The sequence below is a fragment of the Pseudoxanthomonas daejeonensis genome, assembly GCF_010093205.1.
GTDB lineage: Bacteria > Pseudomonadota > Gammaproteobacteria > Xanthomonadales > Xanthomonadaceae > Pseudoxanthomonas > Pseudoxanthomonas daejeonensis.
Genome location: NZ_PDWN01000010.1, coordinates 118,997 through 135,620 on the forward strand (window position 1 = coordinate 118,997; position 16,624 = coordinate 135,620).

A 16,624-nucleotide genomic window follows, 5' to 3' on the forward strand; every position below is an offset into this window, starting at 1 on the left:
ACCGACTTATGGCGGGATGGCTGCTCCGGGTCGACAGCGGACATGGGAATCCATCCGGACGGGCCCTCCATGGCCCGATCACGCGCTCACATCGCGCGCGTGTCCGCCGGCGGGTTCATCCAGTTGTCGTTGCGGCCGTCCGCGTAATGGACCGGGCCGGACACCAGCTCGTCGATGCTGGCATCGTCCAGCGTGTTGACCTGCACCGAGACGAACGCGCCGCCGGCTTCGGCGATGAAGCCGTGCCCGTAGAGGTTGATCCCGCAGCGGCTGCAGAAGCGGTGGTGGATGTTGCCCTCGCCCCAGTCCTTGCCGTAGTCGCCGAGCGCGTCCTCGCCCTGCAGCAGCTCGAAGTCCTTCGCCGTGGTGCTCCAGTTGCGGATCTTGCTGCAGTAGGTGCAGTTGCACTTGCCGGTGCCAGCGGCGAGGTCAAGGGTGGCCCGGTAACGGACCGCGCCGCAATGGCAGCTGCCGTGGTAGGTCTTTTCCATGTCGCTCACTCCACTTCGGTGATGGCGGTGGCCTGCGCCGGATGCGGGTGCGCAGGCACCAGCGCGTTGTCGCGCGCGTTGGCGGCGATCGCGGCCGGGCGCTGCGCGTGGCGGCCGGCGTAGTCCACGAAGCCCGGCCGCTTCTCCAGCATGCCGATCATCATGTAGTAGTTGAGGAACGCGGCCATGAACAGGTCGGCGGCGGTGAAGCGGTCGCCAACCAGGTGTTCGCGGCCGGCCACGGCCTGCTCGAGCACGCGTAGCACGTCGGCCTCGCTGCCGTAGCCGGCGCTCATCGGCGCGGCAAACGCACCGGCATGCTTGGCGGTGAACATCGCCTCGACCGGGCCGGCCAGGAAGAACAGCCAGCGGTAGTAATCGCCGCGCTCCGGCGAGCCGGCCGGCGGCGCCAGGCCCTTCTCCGGCACCAGCTCGGCCAGGTAGGCGCACACCGCCGCGTTCTCGGTGACCACGGTGTCGCCGTGGCGCAGCGCCGGCACCTTGCCCATCGGATTGACCGCCAGGTACTCCGGCGACTTCATCGAGGTGCCGAAGTCGAGCACGACTTCCTCGTACGGCAGGCCGGTCTCCTCCAGCATCCAGCGCGCGATGCGGGCGCGGGACATGGGGTGGGTGTAGAAGGTCAGCGTCCTGCTCATGGCGGCTCCGTCACTGAAAGGTATCCGGCAGTGTGCGCCGTCCCTGCTGACAGGGGATGTCAGCAGCGGATGGGCGGCATGCCGGCACTGGAGGAGGTCCGTGGGGGCCGTCCGGCATTCCGGCGAGGGCGGTGGGCGAGTAACTGGAACCCGGAGCCCGGGTGGCTGGAACTGGCGCGTCAGTGTTTCGAACTGGCGCGCGAATGCCTGGAACCGGCGCGTGAGTGTCTGGAACTGGCGCGCGAGTGCCTGGAACCGGTGCGTGAGTGTCTGGAACTGGCGCGCGAGTGCCTGGAACCGGCGCGTGAGTGTTTCGAACTGGCGCGCGAGTATCTGGAACCGGCGCGCGAGTGTTTCGAACTGGCGCACGAGTATCTGGAACCGGCGCGTGAGTGTTTCGAACTGGCGCGCGAGTATCTGGAACCGGCGCGTGAGTGTTTCGAACTGGCGCGCGAGTATCTGGAACTGGCGCGCGAGTGTTTTCCATGCATCGCCGTATGGAAAATACTGGCGCGCCACTGATTTCGATGCGCGTGCGCATGGAAAATACTGGCGCTTCCCTGTTTTCCATGCGCGGTCGTATCGAAATCACGCAGGCGCGGGCAGTTCCACGTACGCGCGCGTGGAACCTGCGCACGCCCCGGCGCCGAACGGTGGTCGAGTGGATACCGGCGCATCGGTCCCCGCCAACGGCGGCGACCGTCCGCACCCGGCCGGCGTCAGCCGCGATGCCGGCGCAGCCGCTGCTCCTCCCAGCGCCGGATCAGCCGGTGGCGCGGTTCCGGATAGCGGCGGCCGGTGTCCTCCAGCGCCAGCACCCGGTCGGCGCGGAAATGGCGGAAATCGGCGCGCGACTCGCACCAGGCGGCGAGCAGGCGCATGTCGGCGAGGAAGGCCATCGCGAACGGCCACACCACCCGCTCGCTGTCGCGTCCCTCGCTGTCGCGGTAGCGCATCCGCACCGCGTTGCCGTCGCGGATCGCCCGGCGCAGCACCGGCAGCCACGGCTCCGGCGGCACCGGGCTCCAGTCCGGCGCGAACAGGCCGCTGGTCTCGACCTGCAGGCGCAGCCGCTCCGGCAACACGCCGGTGATCCGGTCCAGCGCGCGGCCGGCCGACGCGGCCAGCTCCGGGTCCGCGTGCGAGGCGACCCAGCGCATCCCCAGTACCAGCGCCTCCAGCTCCTCGGCCTGGAACATCATCGGCGGCAACACGAAGCCGGGCCGCAGCCGGTAGCCGACGCCGGGATCGCCGTCGATCACCGCGCCCTGCGCGCGCAACGCGTCGATGTCGCGATAGACCGTGCGCAGGCTCACGCCCAGGCGCGTGGCCAGTTGCGCGCCGCGTACCGGGCCGCGGCGCTGGCGCAGTTCGTCGAGCATGCGCAACAGGCGCGTGGCGCGGGTGGTCATCCGGAAGGCGGGCCTGGCACGACGGGCATCCAGCATAGCCGCGGGCGCAGGTTGATCGCAGTCAATGCGGCAGGCGGGGACACAGGCGATAAGTGGTCGTGACGAACCACCGGAGACCCCCACGATGCGCCATCGCTCCCACGCCCTCGCCGCCGCCCTCGCCCTTTCCTGCGCCACGCTGCAGGCCGCCACCCCCGCCAAGCCCGCCACGCCCGAGGCGGATGCGACGGTGCTGCGCGAGACGGCCAACGCGCTTTTCGCGCCGGTCCCGGCAACAATCGAAACCGTGCGCGGACAGGCGATCACCGCCGCACAGGTGGAGCTGGGCAAGTCGCTGTGGTTCGAGCCGCGCCTGTCGCGCAGCCACGTGATCAGCTGCAACACCTGCCACAACGTCGCCACCGGTGGCGCCGACAACGTGCCCACCTCGATCGGCCACGGCTGGCAGAAGGGCCCGCGCAACTCGCCCACGGTGCTCAACGCGGTGCTCAACGTCGCCCAGTTCTGGGACGGGCGCGCCGCCGACCTGAAGGAACAGGCGAAGGGACCGGTGCAGGCCAGCGTGGAGATGAACAACACGCCCGCGCGGGTCGAGGCCACGCTGCGCAGCATCCCGGGCTACGTGGATGCGTTCACCCGCGCGTTCCCGGGCGAACGCGAGCCGGTGAACTTCGAGAACATGGCCCGCGCGCTGGAAGCGTTCGAGACCACCCTGGTCACGCCCGATTCGCGTTTCGACCGGTTCCTCGCCGGTGCCGACAGCCTCGATGCGACCGAGCTGCGCGGCCTGTCGCTGTTCGTCGACAAGGGCTGCAGCGCCTGCCACTCCGGCGCCAACATCGGCGGCCAGGCCTACTACCCGTTCGGCGTGGTCGAACGGCCCGGCGCGCAGGTGCTGCCGGCCGGCGACAAGGGCCGCTTCGCGGTGACCCAGACCGCCTCGGACGAGTACGTGTTCCGCGCCGCGCCGCTGCGCAACGTGGCACTGACCGCGCCCTACTTCCACAGCGGCCAGGTGTGGGACCTGCGCCAGGCGGTGGCGATCATGGGCAGCAGCCAGCTCGGCCACGAACTGGACGCGAGCGAAGTGGAGGCGATCACCCGCTTCCTCGGCACCCTCAGCGGACGCCAGCCGCAGGTCGCCAACCCGGTGCTGCCGGCAAGCACCTCCAGCACGCCGCGGCCGGAGTGAGCCAGCGGTCCCCAGTGCGCCCCACGCGCGGCCGGCAGGGTCCGGTCGCGCGTTGCCCCGGCACGATGCCTTTACGGTTTCGGGACCGTCGGCATCCACACCTTGGACCCACCCGGGGGACCGGCGTAGGCTGGCGCGGCACTATCACGGACTTTGCAGCAGCCATAGCTTGTCGCTATCAAAGCGTGCGCAATAAACAATTTCTATTGATCGCTGCCCCCGCCTACGCTGTCCCTCGACACGCGTTCACGGCCTGAAGGAGGAGCCCACATGAGCCAGCCGTCCGATCGCACGATCCGCCGCACGCCTCTCCCTGCCGCCGAATGCGGCGGTCCGCCTCCGGGCTGACCGTTCCGCCCGCTTCATCCACGCCCCTCCCGATCTCCATCCCGCTGGCCGCGCCCGCACTGGCAGGCGCCGGCCGCATTCGACCCGAGGCTGAATCCATGTCCACCGAAAAGAAGTGCCCGTTCGACCACGCTGCCGCCGGCAGCGGCACGAGCAACCGCCACTGGTGGCCCAACCAGCTGCGCCTGGACCTGCTCAACCAGCACTCCTCGCGCTCCAACCCGCTGGGCGAGGATTTCGATTACGCGGCCGAATTCGGCAAGCTCGACTACCACGAGCTGAAGAAGGACCTGCGCGCGCTGATGACCGATTCGCAGGACTGGTGGCCGGCCGACTTCGGCCACTACGGCGGCCTGATGATCCGCATGGCCTGGCACAGCGCCGGCACCTACCGCATCGGCGATGGCCGTGGCGGCGGCGGTCGCGGCCAGCAGCGCTTCGCCCCGCTCAACAGCTGGCCCGACAACGTCAGCCTGGACAAGGCGCGCCGCCTGCTGTGGCCGGTCAAGCAGAAGTACGGGCAGAAGATCTCCTGGGCGGACCTGATGCAGCTGGCCGGCAACGTCGCGCTGGAGACGATGGGCTTCCGCACGTTCGGCTTCGGCGCCGGCCGCGAGGACACCTGGGAGCCGGACCTGGACGTGTACTGGGGCCGCGAGACCAAGTGGCTGGGCGGCGACGAGCGCTACTCGCGCGGCTCGCCCGGCGTGGACGACAAGCACGGCGTGCTGGTCAAGGACGACGACAGCATGGTCAAGCACACCCGCGACCTGGAGAACCCGCTCGCGGCGGTGCAGATGGGCCTGATCTACGTGAATCCGGAAGGCCCGGACGGCAATCCCGATCCGTTGCTGGCGGCCAAGGACATCCGCGACACCTTCGCGCGCATGGCCATGGACGACGAGGAAACCGTGGCGCTGATCGCCGGCGGCCACTCGTTCGGCAAGACCCACGGCGCGGCCAGTGCCGAGAACGTCGGCGTCGAGCCCGAAGCGGCCGAACTGGAGCAGCAGGGTTTCGGCTGGCACAACCGCCACGGCAGCGGCAAGGGCGGCGACACGATCACCTCGGGCCTGGAAGTCACCTGGACCAAGACCCCGGCGCTGTGGAGCAACAACTTCTTCGAGAACCTGTTCGGCTTCGAGTGGGAGCTGGAGAAGTCGCCGGCCGGCGCGCAGCAATGGGTGGCCAAGGGCGCGGGCGACATCATTCCCGATGCGCACGACCCCTCGAAGAAGCACCGCCCGAAGATGCTCACCACCGACCTGTCGCTGCGCTTCGATCCCATCTACGGGCCGATCTCCAAGCGTTTCCTCGAAAACCCGCAGGCCTTCGCCGATGCCTTCGCCCGCGCGTGGTTCAAGCTGACCCACCGCGACATGGGTCCGCGCGCGCGCTACCTCGGCCCGGAAGTGCCGAAGGAAGAGCTGATCTGGCAGGACCCGGTGCCGGCCGTGGACCATCCGCTGATCGAAGCGGCCGACGTCGATGCACTCAAGAAGAAGATCGCCGATGCCGGCCTGTCGGTGGCCGAACTGGTGTCCACCGCGTGGGCGTCGGCGTCGACCTTCCGCGGCGGCGACAAGCGTGGCGGCGCCAACGGCGCGCGCATCGCACTTGCCCCGCAGAAGGACTGGGCGGTCAACAACCCGGCGCAGCTGGAGAAGGTGCTCAAGGCGCTGCGGCGCATCCAGGCCGACTTCAACATCGACGCCAGTGGCGGCAAGAAGGTCTCGCTGGCCGACCTGATCGTGCTGGCCGGCGGCGTGGGCGTGGAGCAGGCCGCGAAGGCCGCCGGCAGCAGCGTCAGCGTGCCGTTCTCGCCGGGCCGCACCGATGCGCGGCAGGACCAGACCGACGTCGAATCCTTCGACCTGCTGGAACCGTTCGCCGACGGGTTCCGCAACTACCTCAAGGGCGATTCGGCGGTGCCGGCCGAGCACCTGCTGGTCGACCGCGCCCAGCTGCTGACCCTGACCGCGCCGGAGATGACCGCGCTGGTCGGCGGCCTGCGCGTGCTGGGTGCCAACCATGACGGCAGCCAGCAAGGGGTGTTCACCGACCGGCCGGGCGTGCTGAGCAACGACTTCTTCCGCAACCTGCTGGACATGGGCACGACGTGGAAGGCCACCGGACGCGACACCTACGAGGGCAGCGACCGCGGCAACGGACAGCTCAGGTGGACCGCCAGCCGGGTGGACCTGGTGTTCGGGTCCAACGCGGTGCTGCGCGCGCTCGCCGAGGTGTACGCGAGCGAAGACGGCAAGGCGAAGCTGGTGAGTGACTTCGTGGCCGCCTGGCACAAGGTGATGGAGCTGGACCGCTTCGACCTGCGCTAGACGACGCGACCCGCTGCAAGACCCACGGCCCGGCACCTGCCGGGCCGTTTCTATTGCGAGCGCGGGAAGCGGGTGCCGCAGCCGCGCGGGTGTCCGCACCCGTTGGCGCCCGGTCACGGCCCGCCGCGCGCCCCTGTGCCCGGAGAGGCGTATCGTGACCTCCCGCACCGGGAAAGGAGACCGCCATGAATCCGCAGCCCCTGCTCACCCAGGACCTGTTCGCCCAGTTGCAGGGCGCGCCGATCCAGCAGATCTCGCGCCAGCTCGGCACCGACCCGGCGCAGACCGGCAATGCGGTCGCCGCCGCGCTGCCGCTCCTGCTCGGCGCGCTCGGCCGCAACAGCGCGCAGCCGCAAGGCGCCGAGGCCCTGTTCGGCGCGCTGCAGCGCGACCACGCCGGCGGCCCGGACCTCGGCGGCCTGCTCGGCGCGGTGCTGGGCGGTGGCGGCAGCCGGCAGACCGACGGATCGGCGATCCTCGGCCACATCCTCGGCGGCGGCCAGCCGCGTGCGGCGCAGGGCCTGGGCCAGGCCACCGGCCTGGGCAGCGGCCAGGCGATGCAGTTGCTGGCGGTGCTCGCCCCGATCGTGATGTCGTTCCTGGCCAAGCGCAGCACGGGCCAGGGCCTGGATGCCGGCGGCCTGGGCCAGCTGCTCGGGCAGGAGCGCAGCCAGGTCCGCCAGCAGGCCGGCGGCGGCGCGCTGGATGCGCTGCTCGACCAGGATGGCGACGGCGACGTGGACGCAGGCGACCTGCTCAAGCTCGGGATGGGGCTGTTCGGCGGGCAGCGCTGACACAAGCGCGACCGGCTCAGGACGCGTCGATATCGCCCAGTGCCTGGATCAGGCGCCGCGCGCGCTTGTCCGGCTTGTGTTCCGGTGGACGGTAGCCGTCGCGCATCGCGGCGCGCTGCAGCCGCTGCTGCTCGCGGCGCGCCCGTGACGCTTCGGTTTCCTCGTACAGGGCCTGCGCCACCGGCGCCGGGCCCCGCGCATCGCTCAGTCCACGCACCACCACGTCGAAGGTCTCTTCGCCGCGGCTGACCTGCACCGCTTCGCCGATGCGCAGCAGGCGCGAAGCCTTGGGCCGTTGCCCGGCCACGTCGACCTTGCCGGTGTCGACCGCCTGACGGGCGAGGCTGCGCGTCCTGAAGAAGCGTGCCGCCCACAGCCACACGTCCAGGCGCACCTGCATGACCGGTGCCGCGTCACTCATCGTGCCGATCGCCGAACCCGGGCCTGATGGGATCGCTGCCGCCGGACGACCACTCCAGGCGGTCGCCCGGGTGGCAACGCTGGTAGGCGGAGCTGTCGAGCAGGGCTTCGGGCGCAGGCTGGTTCGCCGGCGCCACCTGGCACTCGGGTCGCTCGGCCGGGCGCGGCGACACATCCGCCAGGCCGCCCGCTCCCGTCGCGCATCCGCCAAGCGCAGCGGCCAGCAGCGTGACCATCGTTTTCGTACGGCGCATGTCTCTTTCCTGGCACTCCGCTCACTGCACGCGCGGGCGCGGCACGTCGGGAATCCGGTGCCTCACGCTGCGCTCCGCTTCGCGCTGGCATTGCTGCGAGACATGGTAGTCGCGGGTCCTGTCGTCGTAGCGTCCACGCTTCTTGTCCGACAGGTTCGCCGGTGCCGGCGCAACGCCGTCATGGGCGCGGTACTGGCCCGAACACCACGAGTCGGTCGAATCCAGCGCGGCGTGGTGCGCGCTGCCTGCGCATCCCGCCATCGCGAGCAGCGACGCCACGATCGCCCAACGCACGCGGGTTTCCTTCCGGCCTGACGCCATGGCCGCACTCCTTGAACGGGCCCGGCGCCAGTGTGCGCGCCGGACCTGGACGACGCCAGCATGAGCCCGCGCTCCCGCGACCTGACCACCGGCCCGATCGGCCGCAACCTGCTGCTGTTCGCGCTGCCCATCCTGGGCGGCAACATCGCCCAGTCGCTCAGCGGTTCGGTCAATGCGGTGTGGATCGGCCGCTTCCTCGGCGAGGACGCGCTGACCGCAGCGGCCAACGCCAACAACATCATGTTCTTCCTGATCGGCTCGGTGTTCGGCATCGGCATGGCCGCGACCATCCTGATCGCGCAGGCGATCGGTGCGCACGACACGATGCAGGCGCGGCGGGTGATGGGAACCAGCGCGACGTTCTTCATCGGCCTCTCGGTGCTCATCGCCGCGTGCGGTGACCGTCCCGGCCCGGACGCGGAAACGCAAACGGCCGCCTCGCGGCGGCCGTTGCGGTGCATCGGGAAGCGGCGATCAGGCGCCGGCGGCGGCCTTCTCGGCCTTCGCCTTGGCCACGGCGGCCAGGTCTTCCTTGATGCGGGCAGCCTTGCCTTCCAGGCCGCGCAGGTAATACAGCTTGCCGGAGCGGACCTTGCCGCGGCGCTTCACGTCGACCGAGTCGATGATGGCGCTGTGGGTCTGGAAGACGCGCTCGACGCCGTAGCCGTGCGAGATCTTGCGCACGGTGAACGCGGAGTTCAGCCCGGCGTTCTTGATGCCGATGACCACGCCTTCATAGGCCTGCACGCGCTCGCGGTTGCCTTCCTTGACCTTGACGTTCACCACGACGGTGTCGCCCTGGCTGAACTTCGGCAGTTCGCGGGTGATCTGGGCGGATTCGAATTCCGCGACGATGGACTTGTTCAGCTTGCTCATGGTGACCGACTCAATGTGTTCGGGTGGGCGTGTCGTGGACGACAACTCGGGCCGATGCGGTCGCAGGACTGCGCCGCACGTAATTGTTATGGGGTCCAGTCAGGGCGGAACCGCCCGCAGGAACCCGGCATTGTAACGGCTTGAGCGCCGCGGGGCTACCGGCCCGGAGTTCCGTCCTGGCCTTCCCCGCCCTGCTCCCTGCGCCAGGCGTCCAGCAGGGCCTGGTCGGCCTTGGACAGGGCCCGCCCCGCCAGCAGGTCCGGGCGTCGTTGCCAGGTCCGGCCCAGCGCCTGCTGCCGGCGCCAGCGGGCAATCGCGGCATGGTTGCCCGAACGCAGCACCTCCGGGACCGTGCCGTATGCGTGCTCGACCGGATGGCTGTAGTGCGGGCAATCCAGCAGGCCGTCCTCGAAACTGTCCTGGCTGGCCGAATCGGCGTCGTTCAACGCCCCCTCCTGCAGCCGCGCCACCGCATCCACGACCACCGCCGCGGCCAGCTCGCCGCCGGACAGGACGTAATCGCCGATGGAGACCTCCTCGTCCACTTCGGCCTGGACGAGGCGCTCGTCGACCCCTTCGTAGCGGCCGCACAGCAGCGCCAGCCGGGGCAACGCCGCCAGCTCGCGGACCTTGGCCTGGTCCAGCTGTCGCCCCTGGGGCGTGAGATAGACGACATGCGGACGCACCGGGTCGGCCTCGCGCATCGCGGCCAGGCAGCGACGCAGCGGCTCGACCAGCATGACCATGCCCGGTCCGCCCCCGAAGGTGCGGTCGTCGACCTTGCGGTAGTTGCCCTCGGCGTAGTCGCGCGGGTTCCAGCCCTGCAGCGACACCAGGCCACGCTCGCGCGCACGCCCGACCACGCCGAAGCCGGCGCACTGGTCGACGAACTCGGGAAACAGGCTGACGATGTCGATGCGCATCGCGACTCCCGCCGGCCAGGCCGGCATGGCTATCCGGTACAGGGCCCGGCCCGGGGGCCGGAGCGCCTCAGAATTCGGGATCCCAGTCGACCGTGATCGTGCCGGTCCCGAAATCCACCGAGGTCACGTAGTCGGGCTGGACGAAAGGCAACAGGCGTTCGCGCTCGCCACGCACCACCATCACATCGTTGGCGCCGGTGGACAGCATGTGCGCCACCTCGCCCAGCACCACGCCTTCGACGGTAACCACGCGCATGCCTTCCAGGTCGATCCAGTAGTACTCGCCGGCCGCCGGCGGTGGCAGCGTTTCGCGCGGAACGAGGATCTCGGTGCCGCGCATGGCTTCGGCCGCGTCACGGTCCTCGCAGCCCGGGAGCGTGGCGACGACGTGCTTGCCGGTATCGCGACCCCGCGCGCCGGCCAGTTCCCGCTCTACCCCGGAAGGCGTGCGCAGGATCCAGGGCTGGTAGCGGAAGATCTGCGCACGCGGCTCGGTCCAGGACTCAAGCCGGACATCGCCACGCACGCCGAAGGCGCCCAGCACCCGACCCAGCAGAACCAGCTTGCGTGGTGGGGACGGGCGCCCGGCGTCTTCGTTCATTGAGCCGTTATTGCAGGCAAGGCGGCCGCCGGTTTCGGCGGCCTGCCGGATCAGGCGGCGGTCGCCTGGATCTTGGTCGCTTCCTTGTACAGGTTGCGAACCTTCTCGGTCAGCTGCGCACCGTGGCCGACCCAATGGTCGACGCGGGCGAGGTCCAGCACGATGCGCTGATCGTTGCCGGAAGCGACCGGGTTGTAGTAACCGACGCGCTCGATGTTGCGGCCGTCGCGGGCGCTACGCGAGTCGGTGACGATGATGTGGTAGAACGGGCGCTTCTTGGCGCCGCCGCGGGTGAGACGGATCTTGACCATGGTGGTTTCTCGGTGTTGCCCAGTCGCCAGGGTGGCGAGGTAAGCCGCGAATTGTAAGTCACTGAACCGGCTCGAACAACCTTGCCGGGCGAGGCGGATACCGGGGTTCAGCCTGCAGCCGGGGCTAGAGCGGCTCCCCCGGGGCATGTCGGGCGGCGGCTCCCAGCAGCGCCAGCACCGGCTCCCAGCCCTCTTCCGGATAGACGACCCCGTCGATCGAGGCGACCGGCTGCACGCCATTGGCATTGGCGGCGAAGGCCGCCTGGAAGCCGGCAAGGTCGGCCAGCACCACGGGCCGGACCTGCTGCCCCACCCCGGCGGCCGCGAGCCCCTGCTGGAGCAGGCGCTCGCGGGTGCCCCGCAGCGCCGGGGCATCCGGCCAGACCACCTGGCGGCCATCCCAGAAGCCGACGTTCCAGAACGACCCCTCCGAGACCCGGGCCTGCGGGCCATCGCCGTCGACGAACAGCGCGTCGTCGTAACCGGCCTTCAATGCCTGCCGGCGGTGATGGACCAGGGGGAAGGTTCCCACGTGCTTGAGCTGTGGCACGGGGCGACTGAAAACGCGGGTCTGCAGCCGCAGGGAGCGCGACGTCGGCGCCAGCGGCGCCGAGGCGGACACCAGCACGTCGACGCCCACCGGGCGCAGGGCGTGGCGGTGGTCGAACTGCCGCGAGAACAGCGTGACCCGCATCGAGCAGTCGCCGCCGCGGGCCTGCGCGGCCTGCCGCATCCAGCCGCGCACCGCGTCGGCATCGAAGTCCGCATCGAACAGTTCGGCGTTGCCCTGGCGCAGCCGATCCAGGTGCAGGCCCAGGCCCTGCACCGCGCCGTCGCGCACCTGCAACGAGGTGAAGTGGCCGTAGTTGACCAGGGCGAGCATGCGCAACGCATCGGCGCCGGCATCTTCGCCGTTGAGCAGCACGATCGGGCCGTCGCCCGCGTTCACCGCAGCGACGCCAGGATTGGAAGCGTCGCGCATGGCGTGCTCAGCGGAACGGCAGGCCGCCGCGCCCGCCCATGCCGCCACCCATCATCCCCTGCAGGCCGCGCATCATGCCCTTCATGCCGCCGCGGCCCAGCTTGCCCATCATTTTTTCCATCTGCTGGTACTGCTTGAGCAGCTTGTTGACGTCGGCCGGCGTGGTGCCCGAACCGCGGGCGATGCGGGCGCGGCGCGAACCGTTGAGCAGGTCCGGGTTGCGGCGTTCCTTCAGCGTCATCGAGCCGATGATCGCCATCATCCGCGGCACCTCGCGGCTCTGGGAGACCTGCGCCTTGAGGTGCTCGGGCACCTGGCCCAGGCCCGGCAGCTTGTCCATGAGGCCGGCAATGCCGCCCATGTTCTGCATCTGCTCGAGCTGGTCGCGCATGTCGTTGAGGTCGAACTTCTTGCCCTTGGCGACCTTGGCGGCGAGCTTGGCCGCCTTCTCCTGGTCGACGCTCTGTTCGACCTGTTCGACCAGCGACAGCACGTCGCCCATGTCGAGGATGCGCGCGGCGACGCGATCGGGATGGAACACGTCCAGGCCATCGGTCTTCTCGCCGGTGCCGACGAACTTGATCGGCTTGCCGGTGATGTAGCGCACCGACAGCGCGGCACCGCCCCGGGCATCGCCGTCGGTCTTGGTCAGCACCACGCCGGTGAGCGGCAGCGCCTCGGCGAAGGCCTTGGCGGTGTTGGCCGCGTCCTGGCCGGTCATGGCGTCGACCACGAACAGGGTCTCGGCCGGGTTGACCGCGCCGTGCAGCACCTTGATCTCGGCCATCATCGCTTCGTCGATGGCGAGGCGGCCGGCGGTATCGACGATCAGCACGTCGGCGAAGGAGCGGCGCGCATCCACGATCGCGGCGCGGACGATGTCTTCGGGCTTCTGCCCGGCCGCGGAGGGGAAGAACAGCACGCCGGTCTGCTCGGCCAGGGTCTTGAGCTGTTCGATCGCGGCCGGACGGTAGACGTCGGCGCTGACCACCATCACCTTCTTCTTGCGCTTCTCCTTCAGGTGCTTGGCCAGCTTGCCCACGGTCGTGGTCTTGCCGGCGCCCTGCAGGCCCGCCATCAGGATCACCGCCGGCGCGGGGACATTCAGGTTGAGGTCGCTGGCCTGCGAACCCATCACCGCGGTCAGTTCGTCGCGGACGATCTTGATCAGGGCCTGGCCCGGGGTCAGCGACTTCAGCACTTCCTGGCCGACCGCACGCACCTTGATCCGCTGGATCAGGGCCTGGACCACCGGCAGGGCGACGTCGGCCTCGAGCAGTGCGATGCGCACCTCGCGGGTGGCCTCGGTGATGTTGGATTCGGTCAGGCGGCCGCGACCGCGCAGGCGCTCCATGGTGCCGGACAGGCGCTGGGTCAGGGATTCGAACATGCGGGCGGACCGGAAGGCGGAAAGCGGCCGGCGATTATAGCCCGCGGCGAAGACCGTCCTCCGGCGACGGCGACCGTGCGCGCTGCGGCCGGTGGGTCGCCATTCCTTCGGCTCCGGTGCGTGTGCGACACTCAATCGATGACAATCGTTCTCATCGCCATCGCGGCCTACCTGCTCGCAACCCTGCTGCTGTTCCGCGCGGTCGCCGTGAACCGCTCCGGGCCTTCGCGCACCTGGCTGCCACCGGCGCTGCTGGGCTTGCTCCTGCACGGGGGCTACCACCTGGCGGTGGCCTGGCAGACCACGGGCGGCCCGGACATGCACTTCTTTTCGGCGCTGTCCCTGGTGAGCCTGGGCATCGCGGCGATGACCACCGCGGTCGGCGCGCGGGGGCGGATGGCCGCGCTGGGCGTGTTCGCCCTCCCGTTGGCGGCGGCGTTGCTGGCGCTCTATCACTGGCGCGGCCATGCACCGTCGCCGACGCTGGACTGGCGCGTGCAGCTGCATGCCTGGCTGGCCCTCCTCGCCTACGCGACGCTGGCGATCGCCGCGCTGCTGGCGGTGATGCTGTGGGCGCAGGAGCGCGCGCTGCGGCGGCGCGAATTCCATGCGTGGCTGCGTGCGCTGCCGCCGCTCACCGAACTGGAAATGCTGCTTTTCCGCACGATCGCGGTCGGCTTCATCCTGCTTACGCTGACCCTGCTGACAGGCGTCCTGTTCGTCGAAGATTTCCTTTCGCAGCACCTTGTCCACAAGACCGTGCTCAGCGTCCTGTCCTGGCTGGTGTTCGGCGGCCTGCTGCTGGGCCGCTGGCGTTACGGCTGGCGCGGCATCCGCGCCGTGCACTGGACGCTGACCGCGATGGCGCTGCTGCTGCTGGCCTTCTTCGGCAGCAAGTTCGTGATGGAGCTCGTCCTGCTCCAGGGCTGAGGCGGGAACGCAGCGATCCTGCGTCGCCTCCCTGCGGTTCGCGCCCGACACGGTGCCAGCGGGCGGCCACTTCCATGCCCCGCCTCCGCTTGCCCATGATGCTTTCGCGGAGCGGCTGGCCTTCGCTGCCTCCTGCACGCCCCCCGCGCGAGCCGCCCTACAGAAACAGGAGCGTTGCGCCGGCGAGCACACCGAGTGCCATGCCACCGGCCACCTCTGCCCCCGTATGCCGCCCCATGCGCAAGCGCGACCAGGCCAGCAGCGGCGCGAGCAGGAGCAGCACGGCGCCACCCGGCCACCACAGCGCAAGCATCGCGATGCCGGCGAACGCCAGGCTGGCCATGTGCAGCGACAGCTTGATCCAGCGGTTGGCCAGTCCGGCCACGCAGATCATGGCCGTAGCCGCCAGCACGCCGGTCGACATCGCCGACGCAGCGCCACCCAGCCACCACCAGTAGCCCGCGGCCAGCAGCAGCGCCAGGCCGTAAAGCAGCGGTCGCTCCTGCCGGTTCGAGGCGTCCACCGTGCTCCAGCGCCCGCTGCGCCAGCGCCGCCATACGAACATCCAGACCACCGCGACCACGAACACCATGCCGGCCAACGCACGCGGCAACGATGCCGGATCCAGCCGCCAGGCCGCGACCAGCACCAGTGCGATGAAGACGGCGAAAGGGTGCAGCAACAGCGAAATCCAGCGCGCGACCGGCATCGCGCCGGCGGTTCCCGGCGATCTCACGCCAGCGGCCTCACGCCTGTTCCAGCGCGTCGGCGAGGCGTTCCACCGCGATCACTTCCATGTCCTTGTAGCGAGCCGACTTGGGCACGTTGGCCTTGGGCACGATCGCGCGACGGAAGCCATGGGTGGCCGCCTCGCGCAGGCGCTCCTCGCCGTTGGGCACCGGACGGATCTCGCCCGACAAACCGACTTCGCCGAACGCCACCGTCTTTTCCGACAGCGGCCTGTCGCGCAAGGAAGACAGCACCGCCAGCAGCACCGGCAGGTCGGCGGCGGTTTCCTGCACGCGGATGCCGCCCACGACATTCACGAACACGTCCTGGTCGCCGACCGCCACGCCGCCGTGCCGGTGCAGCACCGCCAGCAGCATCGCCAGCCGGTTCTGCTCCAGGCCGACCGTGACCCGGCGTGGATTGGACAGTGGCGAGGAGTCAACCAGCGCCTGCACCTCCACCAGCAAAGGACGGGTGCCTTCGCGGGTCACCATCACGCAGCTGCCCGGCTGCTGCGAACTGCCGGACAGGAAGATCGCCGACGGATTCGGGACTTCCTTCAGTCCCTTGTCGCCCATCGCGAACACGCCCAGCTCGTTGACCGCGCCGAAGCGGTTCTTGAACGCGCGCAGCACGCGGAAGCGGCTGCCGCTCTCCCCTTCGAAATACAGCACCGCGTCGACCATGTGCTCGAGCACGCGCGGGCCGGCGATGCCACCCTCCTTGGTGACATGGCCGACCAGGAACACCGCGGTGCCGGTTTCCTTGGCGTAGCGCACCAGCCGCGCGGCGCTCTCGCGCACCTGGCTGACCGAGCCCGGTGCGGCGGTGAGCGATTCCGTCCACAGGGTCTGCACCGAATCGGCCACGATCAGCTTCGGCTGCGCCTGCACGGCGTGCTGCAGGATCGACTCGATCCCGGTCTCGGCCAGCGCGTGCAGGTTATCCAGCGGCAGGTCCAGGCGCATCGCGCGACCCGCCACCTGGGCCAGCGATTCCTCGCCGGTGACGTAGAGTGCCGGCAGCTGCGCGGCCATCTTCGCCAGCGCCTGCAGCAACAGGGTCGACTTGCCGATGCCCGGATCGCCGCCGACCAGCACCACCGCGCCTTCGACCAGCCCCCCGCCCAGCACCCGGTCCAGTTCGCCGATGCCGGTAGACACGCGGGTCTCCGCGGCGTGGCTGACATCCTTCAGCGCGGTGACCTTCGGCGGATCGACCTTGCCGGCCCAGCCTCCGCGCCGGGCCACGGACGGTCCACCCGCGGCGGCGGTGGCCGGTTCCAGCACGACCTGCGAAAGGGCGTTCCAGGCGCCGCATTCGCCGCACTGGCCTTGCCACTTGCTGTATTCGGCGCCGCATTCGCCGCAGACATAGGCGGTGCGTGCGGAGGATTTGGCGGAAAGCTTGGCCACGGGATGCGGGAGGAACCGGGAGGGGAAGCCACTGTAGCCGCGCCCGGTCTCCACTGGCGAGACGCGCGACATCGCATCCCGTCTGGCCTGCCCGCCTCCGAACCGTTAGAATTCCCGCCCCGACCACATCCGTGCGGCCGGGCAACGCCGGAATAGCTCAGTTGGTAGAGCGGCGCATTCGTAATGCGTAGGTCGTAGGTTCGATTCCTATTTCCGGCACCAGATCGCGAAAAGCCC

18 protein-coding genes, 1 tRNA gene and 1 pseudogene are annotated in these 16,624 nt (G+C 69.9%); 7 read left to right on the forward strand and 13 right to left on the reverse strand.

Annotated elements, in window-relative coordinates; translation table 11 throughout:
- Positions 1-86: 86 nt before the first annotated feature.
- Together CSC65_RS11405 and CSC65_RS11410 are read right to left on the reverse strand one after the other, a co-directional pair.
- Positions 87-491, reverse strand: a complete 405-nt coding sequence (locus CSC65_RS11405; protein ID WP_162410697.1) for a GFA family protein — start codon at positions 489-491, stop codon at positions 87-89.
- 5 nt (positions 492-496) lie between these two features.
- Positions 497-1,150 carry a glutathione S-transferase family protein gene (locus CSC65_RS11410; RefSeq protein WP_162410698.1) on the reverse strand — a complete coding sequence of 218 codons (654 nt, stop codon included), beginning with the start codon at positions 1,148-1,150 and terminating at the stop codon, positions 497-499.
- Between the two features lie 78 nt (positions 1,151-1,228).
- Between CSC65_RS11410 and CSC65_RS11415 the strand changes: the two genes are divergently transcribed.
- A complete protein-coding gene (locus tag CSC65_RS11415; protein ID WP_162410699.1) occupies positions 1,229-1,672 on the forward strand; it encodes a hypothetical protein in 444 nt (147 codons plus the stop codon).
- A 197-nt stretch (positions 1,673-1,869) separates the two neighbouring features.
- Here CSC65_RS11415 and CSC65_RS11420 read toward each other — a convergent pair whose 3' ends face one another.
- Positions 1,870-2,562, reverse strand: a complete 693-nt coding sequence (locus tag CSC65_RS11420) for a helix-turn-helix transcriptional regulator (RefSeq protein WP_162410700.1) — start codon at positions 2,560-2,562, stop codon at positions 1,870-1,872.
- Between the two features lie 124 nt (positions 2,563-2,686).
- Between CSC65_RS11420 and CSC65_RS11425 the strand changes: the two genes are divergently transcribed.
- From CSC65_RS11425 to CSC65_RS11435, 3 genes are all read left to right on the forward strand, one after another.
- Positions 2,687-3,754, forward strand: coding sequence for a cytochrome-c peroxidase (locus CSC65_RS11425; RefSeq protein WP_162410701.1), 1,068 nt, complete (start codon positions 2,687-2,689; stop codon positions 3,752-3,754).
- Positions 3,755-4,200: 446 nt separating this feature from the next.
- Complete coding sequence (katG, locus tag CSC65_RS11430; protein ID WP_162410702.1) at positions 4,201-6,441, forward strand: catalase/peroxidase HPI; 2,241 nt, start codon at positions 4,201-4,203, stop codon at positions 6,439-6,441.
- A 185-nt stretch (positions 6,442-6,626) separates the two neighbouring features.
- The gene (locus CSC65_RS11435; RefSeq protein WP_162410703.1) at positions 6,627-7,235 is read left to right on the forward strand and encodes a DUF937 domain-containing protein; all 609 of its coding nucleotides are present in this window, start codon (positions 6,627-6,629) and stop codon (positions 7,233-7,235) included.
- Positions 7,236-7,251: 16 nt separating this feature from the next.
- On the opposite strand, the gene CSC65_RS11440 is transcribed toward CSC65_RS11435, so the two are convergent.
- Both CSC65_RS11440 and CSC65_RS11445 read right to left on the reverse strand, forming a co-directional pair.
- Positions 7,252-7,656, reverse strand: coding sequence for an RNA-binding S4 domain-containing protein (locus tag CSC65_RS11440; RefSeq protein WP_162410704.1), 405 nt, complete (start codon positions 7,654-7,656; stop codon positions 7,252-7,254).
- Entirely contained in the window at positions 7,649-7,909 is a 261-nt protein-coding gene (locus tag CSC65_RS11445; RefSeq protein WP_162410705.1) for a hypothetical protein, read from the reverse strand. Before CSC65_RS11445 ends, CSC65_RS11440 begins: the two co-directional genes overlap by 8 nt.
- A gap of 381 nt (positions 7,910-8,290) precedes the next feature.
- Between CSC65_RS11445 and CSC65_RS11450 the strand changes: the two are divergent.
- Positions 8,291-8,629: pseudogene (locus CSC65_RS11450) on the forward strand (MATE family efflux transporter); the annotation flags it as partial.
- 75 nt (positions 8,630-8,704) lie between these two features.
- Here the strand turns inward: CSC65_RS11450 and rplS are convergent.
- The 6 genes from rplS to ffh all read right to left on the reverse strand — a co-directional run bounded on the left by rplS (position 8,705) and on the right by ffh (position 13,313).
- Entirely contained in the window at positions 8,705-9,106 is a 402-nt protein-coding gene (gene rplS / locus CSC65_RS11455) for a 50S ribosomal protein L19 (RefSeq protein ID WP_162410706.1), read from the reverse strand.
- 155 nt (positions 9,107-9,261) lie between these two features.
- Positions 9,262-10,029: a tRNA (guanosine(37)-N1)-methyltransferase TrmD gene (trmD, locus tag CSC65_RS11460; RefSeq protein WP_162410707.1), complete on the reverse strand. Its 768-nt coding sequence runs from the start codon at positions 10,027-10,029 to the stop codon at positions 9,262-9,264.
- A gap of 67 nt (positions 10,030-10,096) precedes the next feature.
- A complete protein-coding gene (gene rimM, locus CSC65_RS11465) occupies positions 10,097-10,630 on the reverse strand; it encodes a ribosome maturation factor RimM (RefSeq protein WP_162410708.1) in 534 nt (177 codons plus the stop codon).
- 50 nt (positions 10,631-10,680) lie between these two features.
- Positions 10,681-10,941, reverse strand: coding sequence for a 30S ribosomal protein S16 (gene rpsP, locus CSC65_RS11470; protein WP_162410709.1), 261 nt, complete (start codon positions 10,939-10,941; stop codon positions 10,681-10,683).
- Between the two features lie 124 nt (positions 10,942-11,065).
- Positions 11,066-11,923 carry an aminotransferase class IV gene (locus CSC65_RS11475; RefSeq protein ID WP_162410710.1) on the reverse strand — a complete coding sequence of 286 codons (858 nt, stop codon included), beginning with the start codon at positions 11,921-11,923 and terminating at the stop codon, positions 11,066-11,068.
- A gap of 7 nt (positions 11,924-11,930) precedes the next feature.
- Positions 11,931-13,313: a signal recognition particle protein gene (ffh, locus tag CSC65_RS11480; protein WP_162410711.1), complete on the reverse strand. Its 1,383-nt coding sequence runs from the start codon at positions 13,311-13,313 to the stop codon at positions 11,931-11,933.
- A gap of 138 nt (positions 13,314-13,451) precedes the next feature.
- On the opposite strand from ffh, the gene CSC65_RS11485 reads away from it, so the two are divergent.
- On the forward strand, positions 13,452-14,243 hold the full coding sequence (locus CSC65_RS11485) for a cytochrome C assembly family protein (protein ID WP_162410712.1): 792 nt from the start codon (positions 13,452-13,454) through the stop codon (positions 14,241-14,243).
- Between the two features lie 157 nt (positions 14,244-14,400).
- Here the strand turns inward: CSC65_RS11485 and CSC65_RS11490 are convergent, their stop codons facing one another.
- Both CSC65_RS11490 and radA read right to left on the reverse strand, forming a co-directional pair.
- Complete coding sequence (locus CSC65_RS11490; protein WP_162410713.1) at positions 14,401-14,925, reverse strand: hypothetical protein; 525 nt, start codon at positions 14,923-14,925, stop codon at positions 14,401-14,403.
- Between the two features lie 64 nt (positions 14,926-14,989).
- Entirely contained in the window at positions 14,990-16,387 is a 1,398-nt protein-coding gene (radA, locus tag CSC65_RS11495; RefSeq protein ID WP_162410714.1) for a DNA repair protein RadA, read from the reverse strand.
- A 146-nt stretch (positions 16,388-16,533) separates the two neighbouring features.
- Between radA and CSC65_RS11500 the strand changes: the two genes are divergently transcribed.
- Positions 16,534-16,609 (forward strand) — tRNA-Thr (locus CSC65_RS11500).
- Positions 16,610-16,624: the final 15 nt, after the last annotated feature.

Coding starts and splice junctions, on each gene's coding strand:
- CSC65_RS11405 (WP_162410697.1), bottom strand. CDS start 491: ATGGAAAAGACCTACCACGGCAGCTGCCATTGCGGCGCGGTCCGTTAC.
- CSC65_RS11410 (WP_162410698.1), bottom strand. CDS start 1,150: ATGAGCAGGACGCTGACCTTCTACACCCACCCCATGTCCCGCGCCCGC.
- CSC65_RS11415 (WP_162410699.1), top strand. CDS start 1,229: ATGCCGGCACTGGAGGAGGTCCGTGGGGGCCGTCCGGCATTCCGGCGA.
- CSC65_RS11420 (WP_162410700.1), bottom strand. CDS start 2,562: ATGACCACCCGCGCCACGCGCCTGTTGCGCATGCTCGACGAACTGCGC.
- CSC65_RS11425 (WP_162410701.1), top strand. CDS start 2,687: ATGCGCCATCGCTCCCACGCCCTCGCCGCCGCCCTCGCCCTTTCCTGC.
- katG (WP_162410702.1), top strand. CDS start 4,201: ATGTCCACCGAAAAGAAGTGCCCGTTCGACCACGCTGCCGCCGGCAGC.
- CSC65_RS11435 (WP_162410703.1), top strand. CDS start 6,627: ATGAATCCGCAGCCCCTGCTCACCCAGGACCTGTTCGCCCAGTTGCAG.
- CSC65_RS11440 (WP_162410704.1), bottom strand. CDS start 7,656: ATGAGTGACGCGGCACCGGTCATGCAGGTGCGCCTGGACGTGTGGCTG.
- CSC65_RS11445 (WP_162410705.1), bottom strand. CDS start 7,909: ATGCGCCGTACGAAAACGATGGTCACGCTGCTGGCCGCTGCGCTTGGC.
- rplS (WP_162410706.1), bottom strand. CDS start 9,106: ATGAGCAAGCTGAACAAGTCCATCGTCGCGGAATTCGAATCCGCCCAG.
- trmD (WP_162410707.1), bottom strand. CDS start 10,029: ATGCGCATCGACATCGTCAGCCTGTTTCCCGAGTTCGTCGACCAGTGC.
- rimM (WP_162410708.1), bottom strand. CDS start 10,630: ATGAACGAAGACGCCGGGCGCCCGTCCCCACCACGCAAGCTGGTTCTG.
- rpsP (WP_162410709.1), bottom strand. CDS start 10,941: ATGGTCAAGATCCGTCTCACCCGCGGCGGCGCCAAGAAGCGCCCGTTC.
- CSC65_RS11475 (WP_162410710.1), bottom strand. CDS start 11,923: ATGCGCGACGCTTCCAATCCTGGCGTCGCTGCGGTGAACGCGGGCGAC.
- ffh (WP_162410711.1), bottom strand. CDS start 13,313: ATGTTCGAATCCCTGACCCAGCGCCTGTCCGGCACCATGGAGCGCCTG.
- CSC65_RS11485 (WP_162410712.1), top strand. CDS start 13,452: ATGACAATCGTTCTCATCGCCATCGCGGCCTACCTGCTCGCAACCCTG.